A 21,331-nucleotide genomic window follows, 5' to 3' on the forward strand; every position below is an offset into this window, starting at 1 on the left:
TCCAAAAATATTATACATTATTTTCTTAGTTTTGGCTACGCTTTCTTAAAGTTTTCCGCAATTTTTTTATCCGCTTTCAGTTGGTCACATAGCTCGTCTATATTATTGAATTTTATTATATCACGGATATAATCTAACCAGAAGACTTCGATTGTTTTTCCATATATATCACCTTCAAAATCAAAGATATTGGCTTCAAGACGTAACTCTGTACCACCAAAAGTGACGTTTTTTCCTAGACTAGTCATGGAACGATAGCGCTTACCATCAATTACGACATCCGCAACATAGACACCATCTGCTGGTAGAATAGTCCTATCGATAGGTGCTAGATTTGCTGTTGGGAAACCAATAGTCCGACCACGCGCATCACCATGTACCACGATCCCTCGCGTAGAGAATTCATGTCCTAAGAGATTATTGGCCTCTTTCACATTGCCTTCTCGGATTAATTGACGAACACGCGTTGATGAAATCTTTTCGCCACCACTTTGCTGTTCCTCAATGACATGAACAGTACCAGAAAAATTACGGTCTAAATAGTCCGTATCAGTGCGATGGTGTCCGAATTTATAGTCGAACCCAACTACAATCTCTTGAGCTTTTAGACGGTTAATATAACGTGTAATGAAGTCGTCAGAACTTGTTCGAGCAAAATCACTATTAAAATCTGTTAAGTAAAGTTGATCTGTGCCATAGGCTTTAAAAAGATCACAACGTCTCTGAGGTGCTGTGATATGCAGAAGGAGATCATCCGTATAGCGTTGGAAAGTCAGTTGAGGGCTCTCGTTAAAGGTAAGGACAGCTACTTCAAGCTGTTTTTCATCAGCAATCTGGCGTGCCTTATCAAAAAGGACCTTGTGACCACGATGAAGAGCATCGAAATACCCTAAGACCAAGACGGTTTCCTTATCCTGATGGATATCTTTATAATCGTTTATCGGCGTTACTTTCATTGACTTAATACTTTTCTAGATTTATAGACTTGACCTCGCTTTTCCATAATAGCTAGAACTTTGTCGCCCAAAAAGGCAGCAACCAAAGGCTCTTGGCTATTAATTGAAATAAAGCGACCAAATGAGATTTCTTTGGCATCATCTTCAGTGACTTGTACGGCTGGCAGGTCCTGAACGCCAAATTCAATAGGGAGTAGGAAGGACTGGTCTCCTGCTTCTACCATTTCAGAAATTTGTGACAGAGTTAGGGATGAATCTAATGTTAAACCTGCAGAAGCTGTTCGACGCAGAGCAGACATATGACTAGCAAAGCCTAGTTTTACACCCAAATCAACAGATAAGGTGCGGACATAAGTTCCTTTACTACAAGCAACACGGAAGGTGAATCTTGCAGTACCGTTTTCTAGCTCAATAGGTGAGGTTCGGACAAACTCGGTAATTTTTACCTGACGTTGAGGACGTTCAACTTCTTCTCCAGCTCGGGCGTACTCATAAAGTTTCTTTCCGTTGATCTTAACCGCTGAATACATAGGAGGAATTTGTGTGATTTCTCCCTCAAAACTAGCCATCGCCTGATCGACAGTTGCTCCATCTAGCTCTGTTATTGGAGTTGTTTGGACGACTTCTCCACTAGCATCTTCGGTAGTTGTCGAAAATCCAATAGTGATTTCGCCTTCATAGACTTTACCCGCTTCAGTCATGTATTCAATAACACGAGTAGCTTTTCCAACTGCTATAGGTAGAACACCAGTAACATCTGGATCAAGAGTTCCGCCGTGCCCAATTTTTTTCTCATGTAATATTTTGCGTAGTTTAAAAACAGCATCATGACTGGTCATTCCAGCCTCTTTTTTTAGATTAATAATTCCTGAAATCATACTTTTAATTATATCAAAAGCAATCCTAAAGAGCTAGGTAGAAACATAAAGAGGCAGAGAACAACATCTCTAACCTCCTAACTTTTATAATGAGAAGAAATCACAGGACTACTTGTTCATTTTAATCGATATCTCTATTTAGATCACTTTCCAATTCAAAGAAAGGCTAAATATCTTGCACATACTCTAAGACACCTTGAAAATCCCCCTGGTCATCCCTGACAGCAGCATAAGTTACATAGACGAATTTTCCTAAACGTTCAGACTTGAACCACATTGGAACTTGGTCACGTTCCCCACTTCTGAGTAAGTTAAAGGTTTTCTTGACCTTATCAAGTACTTTGGGTGGATGACGAAGTTCAACATTTCGTCCAATTTGGCTAGGCGTTCGTTTAAAGACCATCTCATCCGCCGGGACATTATCATTGTAGTATTGGAAAACATCATCTTTATTAACAAAAGTGATTTCCAAAGGGAGATGATTAAGAATGAGATTAGCCTGTTCAACAGAAAGGTAACCATTACCAAATGGCTGAGTGGTTTCTCTGTTTGCGACAGATTTATTTTTTGGTTTTGGCGTGAAGGTGATAGTGAATTGACCCTCAGGAGTGTCGATGATTCGAGTATTTTCGGTATTTTCCTCAGTCCTTGTCCTAGACTGTTTTTTTTTATAATTGCATAGCCGTAGGCATCGCTTTCCTCGGCAATTGAAAGCTAATCATCCTGTGTGAAGGTTTCAAGCAGAATCATAAGTAAGATAGCCTCTTCTTTTAAGATCATAGCTTCAAATTCTTCCGAAAATGTTTCGAATGCTTTTGAGAATTCTTCAATATCAGCATCAGAGTTCGAAAGTTCTTGGAGTTTAGACCCTGCATCTCAAAAAAGTTTTCGGATATCGTCATCTACTCTCCACATAACCTTTGGAGGTGAATCGTGACCATAACGCTCCATAATGGGAAAGAAAAGCTTTTCTTTACGCGTATAATGATTATGGAATTGCCCAAGTAAAGTCATCTGATGCTTAAGACCGTTTAATAAATCAGATTTAAAGGGCTTATTTTCAGGTTTACTGATGTTTTCTATGATACGACGGATACGAAGTATAGCTGAACGTAGGGCTAGATTTTCTTGCTTGAAAACATAGACAGGATGACCTTCTTGATCAGCATCTGCTACTTCGACATCTGCAATTGCTCCCTTGAATAAGTTGGCATGGACATTACAGAGACTCATTACATCTTCAAAGGTAACCCCATCTTCAGATGCCATCAATTCATGCTCCATCATAGATATTTCAAGTGCAGATACTCCCTTGAAGTGTTGATTGAAACGCTCTTGAACATTTTCGGGACTAGCTCCATGATGTAAATCAAGGAGAATTTCTTTAAGTATTTGAATACGATTGTTTTCCATATTAGTCTCCGATGACATCATAACCATTGAACAGTAAGGTTCGCTTAATTTTAGATAAGGGAATATTTGATAACTTAGAGCCAGCTTTTAAACTTGTTACCTTACCGACAGTATTTAGCATAGCTGGGTTGGACAAGGACTTGAAACCAAGATTAATCAGTAATTCCTTGACCTCTGGATGCTCTTTTATGATTGTTGCAACAGGTTGTGATAAATCTATAGTGTTGGTAGTCATAATGACCCCCTAATAACATATTTATTACTTCCATTATACACGAGAAGAATGAAAAAAAGACCAACAAATCTTAGTTTGTTGGCTTTGTTAATTCCCAAATAGGGCTTCTGTAACGTTTTGCTGGATATTTTCCCATTCCTGCTCTGCACGAACCATCTTACGGTGGTAATCGGCACGCCCACGTAAGTAAGCAGCAATTTGATAATCTTGCTTAACAATCGGTATCTCAGGAATTTTAATATCCAAGAGGTCAGCTGTCGACAAATTTAGGACAGCCTTACCCTTATCAGCATAGTCTAAATAGGCACGCCCAATCTCAGTTTCAAGAAAGAATTTGATGTAGAAACCACGAAGTTTCTCTTTGGGACGAAGCACTGTTATGTTTGATGAAGCGACTACCTCACGCTTACCTTGATCTTCGAAAACAGCAACTTTCTGAACCGTTCCCTTAGAAGCAATAAGGACATCACCATCTTCTAAAAGAAAGCGTAATAATTTTCGGCGTTCTTCAGAAAACGTCTTTAGGTTATCGTAGGCAATGCCGTTGCTTGTCATATCCGATAGGTTAATAACTGCAAACTCTCCTGGTTCTGCCTTAGCAGGAATGGCTTTTCCTTTAAATTGATCGACAACATCTCCTAAACGAACGAGTTTATCTGTATTAGCTTCATAATCGATAATAAGTTGAGGTCTTTCTTTTTCAGACATTGGATCTCCTTTTTATATTCTAGTATCCGTAATGAGTATTGCTATACAATAATAGCAAGAAGCTAATACTTTTGCAAGTGAGAACTGTAATAAAGGCAAAAAAAGAGACCTAAGTCTCTTAATTATAAACTTTTAACAGCTGCCACTGCTGCTTCATAGTTTGGATCTGAATTGATATTGTCCAAATACTCAACATAGGTAATCTTGTTGTCAGCATCTGCAACTAAAACTGCACGAGCTAACAAGTGCCATTCTTCGATAAGGACACCATATTCTTTTCCGAAACTATTGTCATAGTAGTCAGAAAGCATGATAGCATTTTCAAGACCTTCAGCACCACACCAACGAGCTTGTGCAAATGGTAGGTCCACTGAAATAGTAATTACCACTATATCATCTAGTTCTGACAATTCCTTGTTAAAGGTACGTGTTTGAGTTGAACAGATACCTGTATCAATGGATGGAAGGATAGAGATAACTTTTTTCTTACCGTCGAATTCTGAAAGTGTTTTTTGACTCAAATCTGTGGCTGTCAAGTTAAAGTCACGCAAGATATCTCCAACTTGAAGTTGCTTGTCTTCAGCTACTGTAACTAGTTTTCCAATAAATGTTGGCATGTTAGTCCTCCAATACTTTTTTAACTATTGTACTGTAAATATAGGGATAAGCCTAAGCATTTGTTTAGAATTTTTCAAACAGTAGTCTAATTTTTTCAGCAATAACTGCATTAATTGCAGGAATAACCTCATCCGCAAAGTTATTTAGGTAGGGATAATCACCAATTTGCACTCCATATATAGCATTTTTGAAAAGAGAAATATCATTTTGATCATTTCCAAAAGCTACAAAGTCTTTACCAAAGTGGTTTAAAACAGTACTAGCCTTGGTCACACCTTTAGGATTAATGTAAAGACACCTTTCGATATCATGATAACTAAGGTCTAAACATTCCAGTTTGTTTAGATTAAAGATAAGGTCTTCACGTATATCTTCATGCTCTACAAGTGGAATAACAACTTTGACGGGCTCATTAAGTTCATGAATAGACAAAATCCTTGCTTTGTTTAATGGATCAACATTTGAAAGAAAAGGGATTTGCTCAGAATTTTGAATAGCATAATTAAAGGTATCATCAATAAAATAAGGGAGATTATAAATATCACAGTAGCTAACAATCGTTCTTGGAGCAGAAGAAGGTATTCTGTATTGTGATACTAAGCGTTCATCTTAAAAAACTTCACCACCGTTTAAGCTAACTACTGTCAGCTTTCTCAATTCTCCTTCTAAAACACTAAGACAGTCTCTGTAAGAGCGTGCTGTTGCAAAAATAATTTCATGCCCGTATTTTGGTGCAGTTAAAAGAACCTTTTGTAGGTCTTTTGACATGGTCATACCATCAAAACATAGGGTTCCATCCAAATCAAAAACAAATTTCATAGGGATAGTATAACAAAAAACCAACTAAAGAGCTGGCTAAATCATTTTGTATTGAAATACTTAGATTTTATCAAGAGCTAGTTTTAAATCTTCAATCAAATCATCTGCGTTTTCCAAACCAACTGAGATACGAATTTGATTTGGAGTGACACCACAAGCTAGTAAATCAGCTTCTGCCAATTGTTGGTGAGTTGTTGTTGCAGGATGCACCACCAAAGATTTTGCATCAGCAACGTTAGCTAAATCTGAGAAGATTTCAAGATTATCTATAACGGTACGTGCTTCGTCTTGTCCACCTTTAACATGGAAAGTGAAAATAGAACCTGGTCCTTTAGAGAAGTATTTTTGTGCCAAATCATAGTAAGGACTTGATGGTAATCCAGGATAGTTAACTTTTTCAACTTTTGGATGATTTTCCAAAAAGTCTACGATTTTTTTAGTATTTTCGACGTGGCGTTCGACACGAAGTGAAAGTGTTTCAAGTCCTTGCAAGAGCAAGAAAGCATTGAAAGGTGCCAAGGCAGCCCCTGTGTCACGCAAAAGTTGTGTACGAAGGGCAGTTACAAATGCTGCTGGACCAACATCACGCGTATAGCTGATATTGTGGTAAGATGGGGCCTCGTCAACCAACTGTGGGAATTTGCCTGAAGCTTCCCAGTCAAATTTACCAGAATCGACGATAAGACCTCCAATAGTTGTTCCATGTCCACCGATAAACTTAGTTGCAGAATGAAGCACGATATCTACACCATGGGAGATAACATTGATGAGATATGGAGTTCCAAAAGTATTGTCAGCAACCAACGGAATCTTATGACTGTGAGCAATCTCAGCAATTTTTTCAAAATCAGGAATATTGATAAGCGGATTTCCCAAAGACTCAATCAAGACAAGCTTGGTATTATCTTTGATAGCAGCTTCAATTTCTTCAGGATTGTCAACATCTACAAAAGTTGTTGTGATACCATAGCGTGGAAGAGTTTCTTTTAAGAGATTGAATGTCCCACCATAGAGGGTTGTTGCGGCAACAACATGATCGCCAGCATGTGCCAAACCAAGAATAGCATAGGTGATTGCAGCCATACCTGATGCCGTAGCCAGGGCCCCAACACCACCTTCGAGGGCTGCAATACGTTCTTCAAGTACTGCTACTGTTGGATTAGTAATACGTGTGTAGATATTACCAGGCTTTCTAAGGGCAAAGAGATCTTCACCTTCTTGAGCGTCGTCAAAAACATATGAAGTGGTTTGGTAAATTGGAACAGCACGTGATTTTGTTTCCTTATCAGGTGTTTGTCCAGCGTGTAATTGTAAGGTTTCAAATGAAAATTCTCGTGACATATGGGTGTCCTCCAAAACAAAAGTTGCCTTCATTCTACACCTAGAAAATCTAGCTGTCTAATAGAAATTTTTTATCAATGTGATAGGGAGGGATTATAAAAAGGACCTTTCGGTCCCTTTCTATTTCTTCACAATAGGTGCTACGCTTGCCAAGACTTTTTTAAGTCCAACTTCTGGAAATTTTATCTTAAGTTCCTGTGTCTTACCACTTCCAGTTACTTCTAGGACGGTACCATCTCCCCATTTCTTGTGGTGAGCGATATCTCCGATTTCCCAATCTGTAGCTGAGTTTCCAGAGTCTGAAGCCTTACTAAAAGGTAGTCCCCCAGTAGCTTTTGAAAATGGCTGAGCGCCAGTATGTTTTTGCGGCTGTGCATTTGCTTTTCTGGTCTGAAGCGCTTGTTGTAAACTCATGCCCTGACCAAATTGTATCGGCTCTTCCTTTGTAAAACGAACACCAAATGATGAATTAGCTGGACGTGCTAGACCTTGATATTGTAATAAATCATCTGAAATTTCACGTAAGAAACGGCTAGGACGATTATAGCTAGTCTTACCAAAAAGCGTACGCGTATTAGCGTTGGTAAGGAAAAGAATCTCTTCCGCACGAGTGATACCTACGTAAGCCAAACGACGCTCTTCTTCGAGTTCATCTGGCTCTTCTGAAGCACGTGACAAAGGGAAGACTCCTTCTTCCATACCGATTAGGAAGACAACTGGGAATTCAAGCCCTTTGGCGGCGTGGAGGGTCATTAAGGTTACTTCTGCTGCCTCAATCTCACCATCGTCCGTGTCAGCAATCAAAGCCAAATCATTCAAGAAACGGCCTAAACGGTCAATGCCTGTCTCATCTTCAGTTCCATCTGTATTAGTCTCGTCGAAATTCTTTGTTACAGACATGAACTCTTCAATATTTTCAATGCGTGATTGGCTTTCAAGCGTTTGTTGCATGGACAGAGCATCCAGATAACCAGACTTGTCTAAAATAGCTTCTACAGTATCGGTAATGCTTAGCCCATCCAACTGATCACGTAGGTTCAGAATCATGTTAGCGAAATCGTAAACACCTTGAGCTGCTTTCCCTTTAATGGGAGACAACATGATATTAGCTGAAGCATCTAGGAGACTCATGTTTTGCTCATAGGCAAAGTTCCGAAGCTTTTCAAGTGTGCCAGGCCCAACTCCACGTTTAGGTTCATTGACGACACGTTCAAAACTAATGTTATCCGAAGTGTTGGCAATCAAGTTCAAATAAGAAATAACATCACGAATCTCTTTACGGCTGTAGAATTTTGTCCCACCAACCATTGTATATGGAATATTAGACTTGAGCAAGGCTTCCTCAATGGTACGAGACTGAGCATTGGTACGGTAAAGAACAGCGAAGTCTTTGAAATTCTTGACTTTTTCACGGACGATATTATCGATTGTTGAAGCTACGAATACAGCTTCATCACGCTCGTCGTTAGCACGGTAATAAACAATCTGTTCACCTTCATCATTTTGAGTCCAAAGTTTCTTAGGACGGCGGTTGCGGTTGTTCTTGATGACATCGTTAGCCGCTTGAAGAATTTTCTTGGTTGAACGGTAGTTTTCTTCCAGAAGGACAACCTTAGCTTCAGGATAATCCTTCTCAAAATCAAGAATGTTCTGCATATCAGCTCCACGCCATCCATAGATTGATTGGTCAGCATCACCCACGACACAGATATTCTTAAAGCGTGAAGCTAGGAGTTTTACCAATTGGTATTGAGCATGGTTGGTATCTTGATACTCATCTACGTGAATGTACTGATAACGTTGCTGATAATAAGCGAGGACATCGGGATTTTTGTCAAAGAGACGAAGAGTCATCATAATCAAATCGTCGAAATCCATGGCCTCACTACGACGAAGTTCTTCTTGATAGGCCTTGTAACATTTGGCTACGATTTGCGTATACATGTCACCAGCTTGATGCTCATAAGCTATCTCATCTAAGAGGTCATTTTTGGCGTTAGAAATGGTCCCTAAAATGGCACGTTCATTCCACTTTTTAGGATCTAAATTCAGATTCTTGAGAATACGTTTCATCAAAGTACGTTGTTCTCCTGGATCTACAATAGTAAAGTTTCTGTTGTAGCCAATATGATCCGCTTCACGACGAAGGATTCGTACACACATGCTATGGAAGGTCGCAATCAAGGTTTCTGAAGTTGCGGGATTTAAAGCCACTGCACGTTCACGCATTTCACGGGCAGCCTTATTGGTAAAGGTAATGGCCAAAATATTCCAAGGATTGATCATTTTTTCGTCGATAAGGTAGGCAATGCGATGGGTAAGGACACGAGTCTTACCTGATCCAGCACCAGCCATAATCAAAAGAGGGCCTTCAGTCGTTTGGACTGCTTCGGCTTGTTGATCATTCATACCAGTTAATAATGGGTTCATCATATTCTCCATTCTCAAAAATAAGCTCTACTATTTTATCATTTTTTAGATGAAAATGCAGAGTCTATTCGTAATAGAAAAAAATAATTGAGTGAAAAACTGTTTGTTTTTGCTAGGGTCTCAGCTTAATAAAAAGGATGACATTACGTGCTTTTTGAGAGATTGAAAACTATAGATAACGATAAATTGAAAGCTCAATATTCGGATTTTTTACGTATATAATAAAATTATATGTTGACAGCGTTCGGTTTTTTCGATATGATGGAACCGTAATAAAATAATAACCGAGTGATGTCATCAGGATGACTGGTGATTGACGGACTTCTGGAGAGATCTTGAAACGGCTTATGCTGTAGACAAGACACCGAAGGGGCAAGGGATAAGACCCGAAACTCTCAGGTAAAAGGACAGAAAGCATTGAAAGTTTTTAACTTTCAGTAATAGCTTTGTACTTTCAGAGGTCTGGTTAAGCCAAACCTCTTTTTGACGTCTCGGTCTAAGGAGATTTTAAACGCATGTTAGACTTTTTCACTTCCATTGATGACTTTGTATGGGGACCTCCCCTTCTTGTCCTTCTTGTAGGAACTGGTATCTACCTTACAATCCGTCTTGGACTTTTGCAAATCATTCGTCTGCCTAAAGCCTTTAAACTTATCTTTGCTGAAGATAAAGGAGAGGGTGATATTTCTAGTTTTGCAGCCCTTGCCACAGCACTTGCTGCAACTATTGGTACTGGTAATATTGTTGGTGTTGCGACAGCCATTAAGACTGGTGGGCCTGGTGCTCTTTTCTGGATGTGGATTGCTGCTTTCTTTGGTATGGCAACCAAATATGCTGAAGGTCTCTTAGCCATTAAATTCCGTACGCTTGATGACCAAGGAAATGTCTCTGGTGGACCAATGTATTACATCACACACGGTTTTAGTGGAAAATGGCAAATAATCGCTAAGCCTTTAGCCTACTTCTTCGCTTTTGCTGGCGTTCTTGTCGCATGGTTGGGTATTGGTACCTTCTCGCAAGTTAACTCAATCACATCATCTCTTCAAAACAGCTTTGGTTGGTCACCAAAAATTGTTAGTGTTATCTTAGCTCTTATTACTGCTGCTATCATTTTCGGTGGTATTCAATCTATTTCAAAAGTATCCGAAAAAGTTGTGCCATTTATGGCTGGTCTTTACATCATTGCCGCACTTATTGTCATTTTTGCTAATTTCAATCAGCTGCTCCCTGTGCTTGAGATGGTTTTCCAATCAGCATTTACTGGTAAAGCTGCTGTCGGAGGTTTTGCTGGAGCAACTGTCATGGCTGCTATGCGACTTGGTATTGCGCGTGGGGTATTTTCTAATGAATCAGGTCTTGGTTCTGCCCCTATTGCTGCTGCTGCTGCCAAGACTGAAGAGCCTGTTGAACAAGGTTTGATTTCTATGACAGGTACCTTCATCGATACTATTATCATTTGTACGCTTACTGGACTTGCTATTCTCGTAACTGGACAATGGTCTGGTAGCTTAGAAGGTGCACCAATGACACAAGCGGCCTTCTCTTCTATTTTTGGAACTTTTGGAGAACTTGCTCTAACACTTTCTTTAGTCTTGTTTGCCTTTACGACTATTCTAGGTTGGTCATATTATGGGGAACGTTGTTTCGAATTTATTTTCAAATCTACCAAATTCCTCTCATTTTATCGTCTTATCTTTGTAGTTATGGTCGCTCTTGGTGGCTACCTAACACTTGAGGTTGTTTGGAAAATTGCGGATATCGTAAATGGCTTGATGGCATTGCCTAACTTGATTGCCCTCCTAGTCCTTTCACCAATTATTCTCAGAGAGTCTAAATCATATTTTGAACGTCATAAATAAGGAAAAGAGCTCAGGCTCTTTTTTCTTGCCTTTAAAGGTAACCAATCCTTGCTACTACTGCTCATTTGAGTTACAATGAAATTAAATCATTTTAAAACTTGTAAAGAAAAAAATCCAAAGGAAAAACTATGTCAATTACCAAAGAATTCGATACTATCACTGCTATCTCAACTCCCTTAGGTGAAGGTGCTATCGGTATCGTCCGCTTGTCTGGGACCGATGCTATTGCTATTGCTAATAAGGTTTTCAAAGGTAAAAATCTTGAAACCGTTGATTCTCATACTATCAACTACGGCCATATTGTCGAAAATAATGAAATTATTGATGAAGTCATGGTCAGTGTTATGCGTGCACCAAAAACCTTTACACGTGAGGATGTCGTAGAAATCAATACACATGGTGGTGTCGCAGTTACCAATGAAATCCTTCAACTCCTGATTCGTTCTGGTGCTCGTATGGCCGAACCAGGGGAATTTACCAAACGTGCCTTCTTAAATGGACGGATAGATTTGACCCAGGCTGAAGCTGTCATGGATTTGATTCGTGCCAAAACTGATAAGGCTATGACTGTTGCTGTCTCTCAGTTAGATGGTTCGCTTAAAAATCTCATTAACAACACACGCCAAGAAATCCTTAATACTTTGGCACAAGTCGAAGTCAATATTGATTACCCAGAGTATGATGATGTTGAAGAAGTTACCACAAATCTAGTCCGTGAGAAAACTCAAGAGTTCCAGGCTCTCTTGGAAAATCTTCTTGCAACTGCCAAACGAGGAAAAATCCTACGAGAAGGTCTTTCGACGGCAATCATAGGCCGTCCTAATGTCGGAAAGTCTAGCCTTCTCAACAATCTCCTACGTGAGGAGAAAGCCATCGTCACTGATATTGAAGGGACTACCCGTGATGTTATTGAAGAATACGTTAATATCAAGGGTGTTCCTCTTAAGTTAATCGATACCGCTGGTATTCGTGACACAGATGATGTGGTCGAAAAAATTGGTGTTGAGCGTTCTAAAAAAGCTCTTGAAGAGGCTGATTTGGTCCTTCTTGTGCTTAATAGCTCTGAACCACTTACCGACCAAGACCGTACACTGCTTGACATCAGCCAAAATAGCAACCGAATCATTCTCTTAAATAAGACGGACCTTCCACAAGCTATCCAGACTGAAGAGCTTCCTGAGGACCTTATCCCAATTTCAGTCCTCAAAAATGAAAACATTGACAAAATCGAAGATCGTATCAACCAACTCTTCTTTGATAATGCTGGCTTAGTAGAAAAAGATGCTACTTATCTTTCAAATGCACGCCATATCTCACTCATTGAAAAGGCGCTTGAAAGTCTCGAAGCCGTTAATCAAGGTCTTGAATTAGGTATGCCTGTTGACCTATTACAAGTTGATATGACTCGCACATGGGAAATTCTTGGCGAAATTACTGGTGACGCCGCACCGGATGAGCTTATTACTCAACTCTTTAGTCAGTTCTGTCTCGGTAAATAGACATAACTTAATTTATGTAAAAAGATAGATTGCTATCTTTTTATTTTAAATTAAGTTATTACAGGATACTGTCAATAATTATGTGTAAACACTCAAGTAGAGTTGAAGAATGTTAATCAAATAAGCTTTCAAGTGTGTCAGCACATTGGCCAAACCCTTTATGGATGCGTTGATTTTGCTTGAAATTATAATCTTCAAACAGGGTAACTAAATAACGTTCCAGAGCCTCCTCGTTAGGAAAAAGAACCTTCTTTTTCGTTTGACGTTTGATTTCTTTGTTAAGAGACTCAATGAGGTTTGTCGAATAAATGCTATGCCAAATCTGGTAGGGAAACTGATAAAAAGTTAAAAGATTATCCGTATTCTCCAGACTTTCCATGACTTTCCTATACTTTGGTTTCCATTCGGCGATAAAGTTCTCTAAAATTTGCACTGCCATTTCTAAATTTTCAGCACGATAAATCGTTTTAAATTGCTCCAGAATAACCGCTCTATCTGCTCGTTTCACTTTACTAGCTAGATTTCGACTAATATGAATTAAGCAACGTTGTTGTTTAGCTAATGGGTAAGCCTGATTGATAATCTGTTCAAGCCCCTTGAAGCCATCGGTCACTACAAGAGAAACCTGTTGGATTCCTTGGTTTTGAAGCTTGTCTAACAGGGTGGACCAAGAAGCATTGTTTTCATTTGGGGCGATTTCATATCCAAGAACAGCCTTCTGTCCTTCTGGTGTAATGCCAAGTGCGATATGAATACATTCTTTACTAACGGTTCCACGTCTTAAGGGGAGATAGGTTCCGTCAAGAAATAAAACAGAGTAATTGGCTTCTAAGCTTCGCTCATGAAAAGTAGCGACATTCTCCTGAGTTGCTTTTGAGATATTAGAAATTGTGGCAGGACTATAGTGATGACCATACATTCGCTCGATGATATCACTAATTTCTCGAGTCGTTACACCGGTTTGATAGAGTTTGATAACCATCTCTTCCAAGTGGTCATCTCGACGTCCATAAGCGGGAAGCAAAGCTGGACTAAAGTTCCCATTACGATCTCTAGGAATACTCAACTGAACAGTCCCATATTTGGTTTCGAATTTCCGTGCATAGCTTCCGTTACGACTATTCCCAGAATTATAGCCTAATTTATCGTAAGGTTCATACCCTAAAAAGGCTGATAACTCTGCTTGAAGCAGATCATTCATTGCTGTTTCAAGAGAAGTACGGAAAAATTCATCAATATCTTGCTTTTGGGCTAGGAAGTTAAGTAGTTCTGTGGTAAACTGAGTCATAGGAATAAATCTCTTTCTAGTAATGTTTTGCAACTCTACTATAACGGATTTATTCCTTTTTGTGTTTACACAACTTATTTTACACTACCTATTACAGAAATACAATTATGTTAAAAATAATAAATTTATACCTTAAAATGATTTTGCCATGCTTTTCGAAAAAGAAAATGCTGTCATGGTACTATCCTATGATTTTGAAAGGTTAATGATGGGCCAACAAACTACTGATACTGATTTTAAACATTTTATAGATTTTGATGATAATCTTCTTTTTTAGACTAACTGAAACTAAAGTTGACAATGGACGACCTGACATTCTTTTTCATTGGCACCCAGAACTTGAAATCTAATACGTCTATGAAGGGACTGCTCGCTATCACATTGATTATGACTATTTTGATAGTCAGGCTGGAGATATCTTTCTAATTCGTCCTAATGGACTCAATTCTGTCCATCCTATTGCTAATCAGTCGCACCATACTAACACTCTTCATTTTCATTTAGATATGTTAGGACAATTTCTAGTGGATCCTCTTAGTCTCCGTTATCTTCAACCCTTACAAAATTCTAATTTTAAGTTCAAACAATGTTTAAAACCAACTGATGAGGGGTATTCTGAAATTAAGGGAACCCTATTTGCAATTTTTAAGATCATTAGACAAAAAGAGAGACACTACGGGATTTTGCTTAAGTCCAAATCGGAGGAACTCATCTACCTTTTCTACTACTATCGTTTGGTAGAGAGAAAGACTTCTGATGATCATTATCGTAAAAATGAAAAAATTCGGGAAATCATTGATCACATCAATAAGCATTATGTCGAGACGCTTACTATTGAACAATTGTCCGAGCTCATGGGGTACAGTAAGACGCATTTTATGACCATATTTAAACAACATACAGGTACCTCTTGCACTGAATTTATTATTATTCAGGATAGACTGAATGCTGCTTGTGAGGAACTCCGTAATAGCGTAAAACCAGTTTTAGAAATTTCTACGAGCGTTGGTTTTAACAACCTTTCAAACTTTAACCGCCAATTTAAGCATTATTATGCTCAAACACCGAGCCAGTACAGGAAGACACATAGCAACAAGAAAACAAATAAGAGTTAACCATTGGTTAACTCTTATTATTTATGCAGAGAAGCTATTTAGTTTTTCTCTTTACCTTTGTGTTTGCCACTAAGTCCAAACATCGTAAGCAACATGCCCAGTCCAAGAAGACCTGCATGTGAAGCTTTATCCCCTGTTGTTGGAAGTTCTTCGGTTTGGCTTGGAGTTTCAGTAACTTTTTCAGTTTCCTTAAGAGTTTCGTTTGAAGTTTAAACGAAGAAGACTTTACCGTTAGGTGTTGTTACTACTTTAGATACCACTGGTTTCGTTTTTTCTGAAACTTTAGAAGCTACAGTTGAGTCAACAGGATTTACTGGATTAACCGTTGTATCTTCTGCATTCTTTTTCTTGTTCAAAGCAGCAAAATTGGCACTTGAAATAGAAATTTTACGTGAATTAGGATTAATAACTGCGTATTTCGTAAGATCTGCATGCGTCAAGTAATCGGCAAAGACTGTATTGAGTGAAGGACCTTCTTCACGAAGACCACCAAGCATTGTGAAGCCATCACCACCAGCAAGCCAAGAAATCGTTTGTTACTAGATAATAAGTTTCAGTAGTGTTGAGTGGTTTATAGACACCAGTTTCTGGATCTAAGATGTCAATTGATAGGATACGTTTTTCAGTTGGAAGAGTTGTGTCATAATATACACGAGCTCCAGCGACTTGAAGGAAGCCACCTGAAGGTTCAAGAAGAGGTTGACCATTTTCGTCAAAAACATTTTTACCACTTTCATTAACTTGGAGAATTGATCCAAGTGATTTCACAAACATATCATAGATGTTTTGTCCAGTTACTTGAATTTGAGCAACAGAGTTACCAAATGGAAGAACGGCAATAATGTCACCTTTAGTAATCGGTTTGTCCTTAGCAATTGTTTCACGAAGACCACCACCGTTAGTTACTGCAAGATTTGATTTGTGTGTAAAGTCAGACTGACCATAATCCAAAAGTGCGTCAGCAACCGCATTACCGAGGTTTGTTTCACGAACACGAACGTCCATACGGTCACCGCTAAGTTTTACAGGACTATTGTCAATGGCAACTTTAGAAGATTCTGCCTTGTACTTAGCTTGAATGTCATCAATCATAGCTTTAACAGTAGGGTTAACTTGGTAATTTTTCTTAGCTTCGTCATGTGTAATCACTCCATGTGACAAAACACGGTCAGAATTATAGACAACACGGCCAACATTATTTAGGTGGCTACCTGTTTGATTGTAAATAACATTATCTCCGTAAGTTGCTGTATGAAGGGTATGTGAGTGCCCATCTAGAACAAGTACACATTTACCTTTAAGTGGTGCATAATTTGAAAGAGCTTTTGCCAAAGTTGATCCACGCCATTCTACTGGTGTCGTAGTATCAATACCCAAATGAGCAAGAACAATATAAGTTTTGTAATCTTTACCTTCGGCACGAGCGTTTGATTCTACTTGGTCGACCACAGCCTTAACTTCAGTAATAGGATCAGTGAAAGAGACACCAGGAAGGTTGCGTGGGTGTGTTTTAGTAGCTGTTTCAGGTGTCATAACACCAATAACTACTACTTCATCTCCATCAATACCAGGCGTTTTATCAACGATTGTCGATGGTTGGAAAAGACGAACACCGTTGACATAGACGTTAGATGTGATGATTGGGAAATTGATTTGTTTGCTCAAACGACGCAATTGATCAAGTCCAAAGTCAAACTCATGGTTACCGACTGTCATGGCATCAAAACCGACCGCATTCATAACAGCAGCCATATCCTCACCCTTGGAACTATTTGAAATTAGAAGACCTTGGAAAGAGTCCCCAGAATCAAAGACAAGGGTTGTTCCTTTAGACCGCGTGTCATTTGCGATACCTGATAAGAGTGCATCGCCAATGACTCCGTTATAGTCACCCTCTACCATACGACCGCGAACGTCGTTAGTATGAAGAACAGTTACAGTATCATTATTGTCACTTGCGCTAGCGTTTGTCACAACTGCTGGTGTTGCTGGGCTTGCAGCTGCAGTTGCTGTTTCATTGGCCGCAGCAACTGGTGCTACGCTAGTTTCAGCTGTTGAAGTTGGTTGAGCTAGCTAGAGGTGTTGCAGACTCGTTTGACGCAGTTGTTGCTGCAGTAGATGTCATATCGGTAGTTGCCTCTGTGGTTACTACTTCTGTACTTGGTGCTGTAATAACTGTACTAGTTTCTACTTCGTCAGCCTTAACAGCATTAGCCAAGATGGCTGTTGATACAAGTAGGGTCGATAGGGTCGTTGCAACGATTGTTTTCTTTTTCATCACTAAAAAAACTTTCAAAAGAATATCGTTAATATTATATCATAATTATATGTATGTAATCGGTTGAAATATTAAATAATTCTAAATATTGTGATAAACAGACCAAGATACTTTTCTCGGTCTGTTTTACTCTTAATATACCGTTAAACGTTTTTCGACTTGCCCTTGAAGAAGCTCTAAAATGAAACTAAGTACCCAGTAAATAAAGGCAATTAGAATATACATAGACATGTAGTCATACTCACGCCCACCAATAATTTTTGCGTTTTGGAAAAGGTTAGGCACTGTAATCATAGCAGCCAATGAGGAACTCTTAACCATATCAATAATGACATTGCAAGTGGTGCTACTGCAATACGTAGGGCTTGAGGTAAAATGATGTGACGAATAATTGGCTTTTGAGGAAGTCCTAGAGATTGAGCAGCCTCCCACTGTCCCTTATCTACAGCAGAAATGGATGAACGGAAAATCTCTGCCATATAGGCTGCACTTACGGTAGAAAAACCAATTATGGCATATAGAAGGGCGGGTATCTGGATGCCAACATAAGGCAGGCCAAAGTAAAGAATGAAGAGCACGACCAACATAGGAACCCCACGCATAAATGAAATGTAGATACGGGCTGGATACTTTAACCAAGGCTTTTGTGACATCCGCATAACGGCAAGAAGAATAGCAAAAAAGTTTCCAATGATAAAGCTCAAAACTGAGATTCCTAAGGTATATATAAGGCAGACCTGATAGGACATAAGGAATGCTTTTTAGAATCAGTGAAAAATCAATAATCATAAGTCTAACTTTCTAAACTTTTCTTTTGCCATACTTTTGGACATCCCAGCGGGTACCTCATTCCTTTAACTTAAATTCGTTCACCCTCTATTGTATAGATAAATCCACGGTCTGACCACTAATTCGCCCTATTTTACGATATCTTCACGTCAACCTATCGGTTAAGCACGGCTAATATGATATTATTTTGATACTAAATTGAGTAAATAATGGTAGTGTAAAATAAGTTGTGTAAACACAAAAAGGAATAAATCCGTTATAGTAGAGTTGCAAAACATTACTAGAAAGAGATTTATTCCTATGACTCAGTTTACCACAGAACTACTTAACTTCCTAGCCCAAAAGCAAGATATTGATGAATTTTTCCGTACTTCTCTTGAAACAGCAATGAATGATCTGCTTCAAGCAGAGTTATCAGCCTTTTTAGGGTATGAACCTTACGATAAATTAGGCTATAATTCTGGGAATAGTCGTAACGGAAGCTATGCACGGAAATTCGAAACCAAATATGGGACTGTTCAGTTGAGTATTCCTAGAGATCGTAATGGGAACTTTAGTCCAGCTTTGCTTCCCGCTTATGGACGTCGAGATGACCACTTGGAAGAGATGGTTATCAAACTCTATCAAACCGGTGTAACGACTCGAGAAATTAGTGATATCATCGAGCGAATGTATGGTCATCACTATAGTCCTGCCACAATTTCTAATATCTCAAAAGCAACTCAGGAGAATGTCGCTACTTTTCATGAGCGAAGCTTAGAAGCCAATTACTCTGTTTTATTTCTTGACGGAACCTATCTCCCCTTAAGACGTGGAACCGTTAGTAAAGAATGTATTCATATCGCACTTGGCATTACACCAGAAGGACAGAAGGCTGTTCTTGGATATGAAATCGCCCCAAATGAAAACAATGCTTCTTGGTCCACCCTGTTAGACAAGCTTCAAAACCAAGGAATCCAACAGGTTTCTCTTGTAGTGACCGATGGCTTCAAGGGGCTTGAACAGATTATCAATCAGGCTTACCCATTAGCTAAACAACAACGTTGCTTAATTCATATTAGTCGAAATCTAGCTAGTAAAGTGAAACGAGCAGATAGAGCGGTTATTCTGGAGCAATTTAAAACGATTTATCGTGCTGAAAATTTAGAAATGGCAGTGCAAATTTTAGAGAACTTTATCGCCGAATGGAAACCAAAGTATAGGAAAGTCATGGAAAGTCTGGAGAATACGGATAATCTTTTAACTTTTTATCAGTTTCCCTACCAGATTTGGCATAGCATTTATTCGACAAACCTCATTGAGTCTCTTAACAAAGAAATCAAACGTCAAACGAAAAAGAAGGTTCTTTTTCCTAACGAGGAGGCTCTGGAACGTTATTTAGTTACCCTGTTTGAAGATTATAATTTCAAGCAAAATCAACGCATCCATAAAGGGTTTGGCCAATGTGCTGACACACTTGAAAGCTTATTTGATTAACATTCTTCAACTCTACTTGAGTGTTTACACATAATTATTGACAGTATCTAAATAATTTGTATTTTACACCATTTTAGCATAAAATAGAAAGATATTTTTAATAAATATGTTTGTAACGTTGTTAATTCAATAATAACGTATCAAAAATCAACCGGAGGATTTTATGGAAGACAAAGGAAAGACATTTTTCGGGCAACCTTTAGGACTGTTAACACTATTCATGACTGAAATGTGGGAGCGTTTCTCATACTATGGTATGCGCGCCATCTTGCTTTACTATATGTGGTTCCTCATCAGTACTGGTGATCTACACATTACACGAGCAACAGCCGCATCAATCATGGCAATTTACGCTTCAATGGTTTACCTTTCTGGTACGATCGGTGGTTTCGTAGCCGATCGTATCATCGGAGCACGTCCAGCTGTATTCTGGGGTGGTGTTCTCATCATGCTTGGACATATCGTGCTCACTTTGCCTTTTGGCGCAAGCGCATTGTTTGGGTCAATCATCTTAATTATTATCGGAACTGGTTTCTTGAAGCCAAACGTTTCAACATTGGTTGGGACATTGTATGACGAACATGATCGTCGTCGTGACGCTGGTTTCTCAATCTTTGTGTTTGGTATTAACTTGGGTGCGTTCATTGCACCACTTATTGTTGGTGCTGCACAAGAAGCTGCAGGTTACCACGTGGCCTTCTCATTGGCAGCAATCGGTATGTTTATTGGTTTGCTGGTTTATTACTTCGGTGGTAAGAAAACATTGGATCCGCGTTACTTGCGCCCAACTGATCCACTAGCACCAGAAGAAGTTAAGCCATTACTGGTTAAAGTAAGCTTAGCTGTTGCTGGCTTTATTGCAATCATCGTTGTGATGAACCTTGTCGGTTGGAATTCATTGCCTGCCTACATCAATCTCTTGACGATTGTTGCGATCGCCATTCCAGTCTTCTATTTTGTTTGGATGATTGCTTCAGTCAAGGTTACGGCAACAGAACGTTTGCGTGTTGTATCATACATTCCACTCTTCATCGCCGCTGTTTTGTTCTGGGCGATTGAAGAACAAGGCTCAGTTGTGTTGGCAACATTTGCTGCTGAACGTGTTGATTCATCTTGGTTCCCTGTCTCATGGTTCCAATCATTGAACCCACTCTTCATCATGCTTTACACACCATTCTTTGCTTGGCTATGGACTGCCTGGAAGAAAAATCAACCATCATCACCAACAAAGTTTGCCGTTGGTTTGATGTTTGCCGGCTTAAGCTTCTTGCTCATGGCCATTCCTGGTGCTTTGTATGGCACAAGTGGTAAAGTATCACCACTATGGTTAGTTGGGTCATGGGCCCTTGTTATCGTCGGTGAAATGTTAATTTCACCTGTCGGCCTATCCGTCACAACCAAGTTGGCACCAAAAGCCTTCAACTCTCAAATGATGTCAATGTGGTTCTTGTCATCAGCGGTAGGTTCTGCTTTGAACGCACAACTGGTGACATTGTATAACGCCAAATCTGAAGTCGCTTACTTCTCTTACTTCGGATTAGGTTCTGTTGTACTTGGTATTGTTCTCGTCTTCCTATCAAAGCGTATTCAAGGTTTGATGCAAGGTGTTGAATAAATTGCATAAAAAAA

Annotated in this window: 12 protein-coding genes, 5 pseudogenes and 1 riboswitch; of the genes and pseudogenes, 5 read left to right on the forward strand and 12 right to left on the reverse strand. The window is 39.2% G+C overall.

Annotation, left to right across the window (positions count from 1 at the left end):
- Positions 1–35: 35 nt before the first annotated feature.
- The 9 genes and pseudogenes from MHH90_RS04920 to pcrA form a co-directional block, all read right to left on the reverse strand.
- Complete coding sequence (locus MHH90_RS04920; protein WP_011681127.1) at positions 36–956, reverse strand: bifunctional riboflavin kinase/FAD synthetase; 921 nt, start codon at positions 954–956, stop codon at positions 36–38.
- Positions 953–1,834 (reverse strand): tRNA pseudouridine(55) synthase TruB, encoded by an 882-nt coding sequence (truB, locus tag MHH90_RS04925; RefSeq protein ID WP_340725811.1) that lies wholly within the window; start codon positions 1,832–1,834, stop codon positions 953–955. Before truB ends, MHH90_RS04920 begins: the two co-directional genes overlap by 4 nt.
- A gap of 166 nt (positions 1,835–2,000) precedes the next feature.
- A pseudogene (locus MHH90_RS04930) lies at positions 2,001–3,247 on the reverse strand (DUF438 domain-containing protein).
- 1 nt (position 3,248) lies between these two features.
- On the reverse strand, positions 3,249–3,482 hold the full coding sequence (locus MHH90_RS04935) for a DUF1858 domain-containing protein (RefSeq protein ID WP_014621569.1): 234 nt from the start codon (positions 3,480–3,482) through the stop codon (positions 3,249–3,251).
- Positions 3,483–3,569: 87 nt separating this feature from the next.
- Complete coding sequence (locus MHH90_RS04940) at positions 3,570–4,190, reverse strand: restriction endonuclease subunit S (RefSeq protein WP_014621568.1); 621 nt, start codon at positions 4,188–4,190, stop codon at positions 3,570–3,572.
- 122 nt (positions 4,191–4,312) lie between these two features.
- On the reverse strand, positions 4,313–4,807 hold the full coding sequence (tpx, locus tag MHH90_RS04945) for a thiol peroxidase (protein WP_232979342.1): 495 nt from the start codon (positions 4,805–4,807) through the stop codon (positions 4,313–4,315).
- Between the two features lie 64 nt (positions 4,808–4,871).
- A pseudogene (locus MHH90_RS04950) lies at positions 4,872–5,627 on the reverse strand (HAD-IIB family hydrolase).
- 60 nt (positions 5,628–5,687) lie between these two features.
- Positions 5,688–6,968 (reverse strand): O-acetylhomoserine aminocarboxypropyltransferase/cysteine synthase family protein, encoded by a 1,281-nt coding sequence (locus MHH90_RS04955; RefSeq protein WP_167401497.1) that lies wholly within the window; start codon positions 6,966–6,968, stop codon positions 5,688–5,690.
- Between the two features lie 120 nt (positions 6,969–7,088).
- The gene (pcrA, locus tag MHH90_RS04960) at positions 7,089–9,398 is read right to left on the reverse strand and encodes a DNA helicase PcrA (protein ID WP_084825637.1); all 2,310 of its coding nucleotides are present in this window, start codon (positions 9,396–9,398) and stop codon (positions 7,089–7,091) included.
- 314 nt (positions 9,399–9,712) lie between these two features.
- Positions 9,713–9,819: riboswitch (glycine riboswitch) on the forward strand.
- A 94-nt stretch (positions 9,820–9,913) separates the two neighbouring features.
- On the opposite strand from pcrA, the gene MHH90_RS04965 reads away from it, so the two are divergent.
- Entirely contained in the window at positions 9,914–11,257 is a 1,344-nt protein-coding gene (locus MHH90_RS04965; RefSeq protein WP_100285026.1) for an alanine/glycine:cation symporter family protein, read from the forward strand.
- Between the two features lie 128 nt (positions 11,258–11,385).
- The gene (mnmE, locus tag MHH90_RS04970; RefSeq protein WP_011227195.1) at positions 11,386–12,756 is read left to right on the forward strand and encodes a tRNA uridine-5-carboxymethylaminomethyl(34) synthesis GTPase MnmE; all 1,371 of its coding nucleotides are present in this window, start codon (positions 11,386–11,388) and stop codon (positions 12,754–12,756) included.
- Positions 12,757–12,868: 112 nt separating this feature from the next.
- Here the strand turns inward: mnmE and MHH90_RS04975 are convergent, their stop codons facing one another.
- Positions 12,869–14,044 (reverse strand): IS256-like element IS1191 family transposase, encoded by a 1,176-nt coding sequence (locus MHH90_RS04975; protein ID WP_340725732.1) that lies wholly within the window; start codon positions 14,042–14,044, stop codon positions 12,869–12,871.
- Between the two features lie 175 nt (positions 14,045–14,219).
- Between MHH90_RS04975 and MHH90_RS04980 the strand changes: the two are divergent.
- Positions 14,220–15,159, forward strand: a pseudogene (locus MHH90_RS04980) (AraC family transcriptional regulator).
- Positions 15,160–15,197: 38 nt separating this feature from the next.
- Here MHH90_RS04980 and nt5e read toward each other — a convergent pair.
- Together nt5e and MHH90_RS04990 are read right to left on the reverse strand one after the other, a co-directional pair.
- A pseudogene (nt5e, locus tag MHH90_RS04985) lies at positions 15,198–17,437 on the reverse strand (cell surface ecto-5'-nucleotidase Nt5e).
- Positions 17,438–17,569: 132 nt separating this feature from the next.
- Positions 17,570–18,226, reverse strand: a pseudogene (locus tag MHH90_RS04990) (amino acid ABC transporter permease).
- Between the two features lie 300 nt (positions 18,227–18,526).
- On the opposite strand from MHH90_RS04990, the gene MHH90_RS04995 reads away from it, so the two are divergent.
- Positions 18,527–19,702 (forward strand): IS256-like element IS1191 family transposase, encoded by a 1,176-nt coding sequence (locus MHH90_RS04995; protein WP_340725732.1) that lies wholly within the window; start codon positions 18,527–18,529, stop codon positions 19,700–19,702.
- A 163-nt stretch (positions 19,703–19,865) separates the two neighbouring features.
- A complete protein-coding gene (locus MHH90_RS05000) occupies positions 19,866–21,317 on the forward strand; it encodes a peptide MFS transporter (RefSeq protein WP_014621555.1) in 1,452 nt (483 codons plus the stop codon).
- Positions 21,318–21,331 lie beyond the last annotated feature (14 nt).

Origin of the sequence: Streptococcus sp. FSL E2-3488 (genome assembly GCF_038003585.1) — a bacterium.
GTDB classification, from domain to species: Bacteria; Bacillota; Bacilli; order Lactobacillales; family Streptococcaceae; genus Streptococcus; species Streptococcus thermophilus.

Bases quoted from the DNA above. Each gene is read 5' to 3' on its own strand.
- MHH90_RS04920 (WP_011681127.1), bottom strand. From the start codon at position 956: ATGAAAGTAACGCCGATAAACGATTATAAAGATATCCATCAGGATAAG.
- truB (WP_340725811.1), bottom strand. From the start codon at position 1,834: ATGATTTCAGGAATTATTAATCTAAAAAAAGAGGCTGGAATGACCAGT.
- MHH90_RS04935 (WP_014621569.1), bottom strand. From the start codon at position 3,482: ATGACTACCAACACTATAGATTTATCACAACCTGTTGCAACAATCATA.
- MHH90_RS04940 (WP_014621568.1), bottom strand. From the start codon at position 4,190: ATGTCTGAAAAAGAAAGACCTCAACTTATTATCGATTATGAAGCTAAT.
- tpx (WP_232979342.1), bottom strand. From the start codon at position 4,807: ATGCCAACATTTATTGGAAAACTAGTTACAGTAGCTGAAGACAAGCAA.
- MHH90_RS04955 (WP_167401497.1), bottom strand. From the start codon at position 6,968: ATGTCACGAGAATTTTCATTTGAAACCTTACAATTACACGCTGGACAA.
- pcrA (WP_084825637.1), bottom strand. From the start codon at position 9,398: ATGAACCCATTATTAACTGGTATGAATGATCAACAAGCCGAAGCAGTC.
- MHH90_RS04965 (WP_100285026.1), top strand. From the start codon at position 9,914: ATGTTAGACTTTTTCACTTCCATTGATGACTTTGTATGGGGACCTCCC.
- mnmE (WP_011227195.1), top strand. From the start codon at position 11,386: ATGTCAATTACCAAAGAATTCGATACTATCACTGCTATCTCAACTCCC.
- MHH90_RS04975 (WP_340725732.1), bottom strand. From the start codon at position 14,044: ATGACTCAGTTTACCACAGAACTACTTAACTTCCTAGCCCAAAAGCAA.
- MHH90_RS04995 (WP_340725732.1), top strand. From the start codon at position 18,527: ATGACTCAGTTTACCACAGAACTACTTAACTTCCTAGCCCAAAAGCAA.
- MHH90_RS05000 (WP_014621555.1), top strand. From the start codon at position 19,866: ATGGAAGACAAAGGAAAGACATTTTTCGGGCAACCTTTAGGACTGTTA.